The sequence below is a fragment of the Actinocatenispora rupis genome (genome assembly GCF_016861975.1).
In the GTDB taxonomy this organism is placed as follows: Bacteria; Actinomycetota; Actinomycetes; order Mycobacteriales; family Micromonosporaceae; genus Actinocatenispora; species Actinocatenispora rupis.
Map to the genome: position 1 here is coordinate 1 of NZ_BOMB01000076.1, position 793 is coordinate 793.

At 70.6% G+C, this 793-nt stretch carries 2 protein-coding genes; both read right to left on the reverse strand.

Annotated elements, in window-relative coordinates; all coding sequences use genetic code 11:
- Window positions 1–312, reverse strand: a 312-nt coding sequence (locus Aru02nite_RS36320) for a hypothetical protein (protein ID WP_203665090.1), incomplete at its 3' end; no start/stop codon positions are given.
- A gap of 2 nt (window positions 313–314) precedes the next feature.
- Window positions 315–793: HAD family hydrolase (locus Aru02nite_RS36325; RefSeq protein ID WP_203665091.1), on the reverse strand; the 479-nt coding region annotated here is incomplete at its 5' end.

A 793-nucleotide genomic window follows, 5' to 3' on the forward strand; every position in this document is an offset into this window, starting at 1 on the left:
GCCGTGCTCGGTTGCGGTGAACTCGTGGATCCTCGGTGACACCCCGAGCTGAGCGAGGGCGGTACTGACGGCGCCTTGGTGGCGGCCGTGCGGGTCGGGGCTGGACCGCAGGACGACCGGGCCGTCCTGGGTGATGGCCTTGACGACGAGGCCGAACCGGGCCGGGAGTACGGCGACGGGCTCTGCGTCGTAGCGCTCGCACAGGTCGTGCATCTCGCCGAGAACGGTCGTGGACCACGGGTCGGCGAGTTCGGGCCAGCGGGCGCGGATCCCGGCCAGTACGTCGGGGCGTATGGCGATCGGTTCGGCCATGGTCAGGCTCCGGGGGTGAGGTGGGGGACGCTGCGGAGCGCGTCGGCCAGGTCGTGCATGTCGTCGACGAGCGCGGTGGCGTGGCGGAGGCGTTCGGTCTTGCCGGGCTTGTTGGCGTACCCGATGCTCGCGGCCCCGGCGGACTGAGCGGCCTCGATGTCAGTGACCGAATCGCCGATGAGCACGCAGTCTGCGGCAGTCACGTGTTGGCGGCGGGCTGCCTCGTGTAGGGGCCACGGGTCGGGCTTGGTGCGATCGGGTGCGGCCCACGGACGGCCGACGACATCGGCGATGAGGTCGGCGAGCTGGTGATGGTTGAGGTACATGCGGATCGCGTCGGCCGAGTTGTTGCTGACGATCACGACCGGACGCCCAGCTTTCCGGGCGGCAACCAGCATCTCGCGGCATCCGGGCGTCGGTTCGGCAGTGTCGGCGGCCCGGATCTCCGCGGCAGCAAGCAATGCCTCAACCGTGTCGGCCC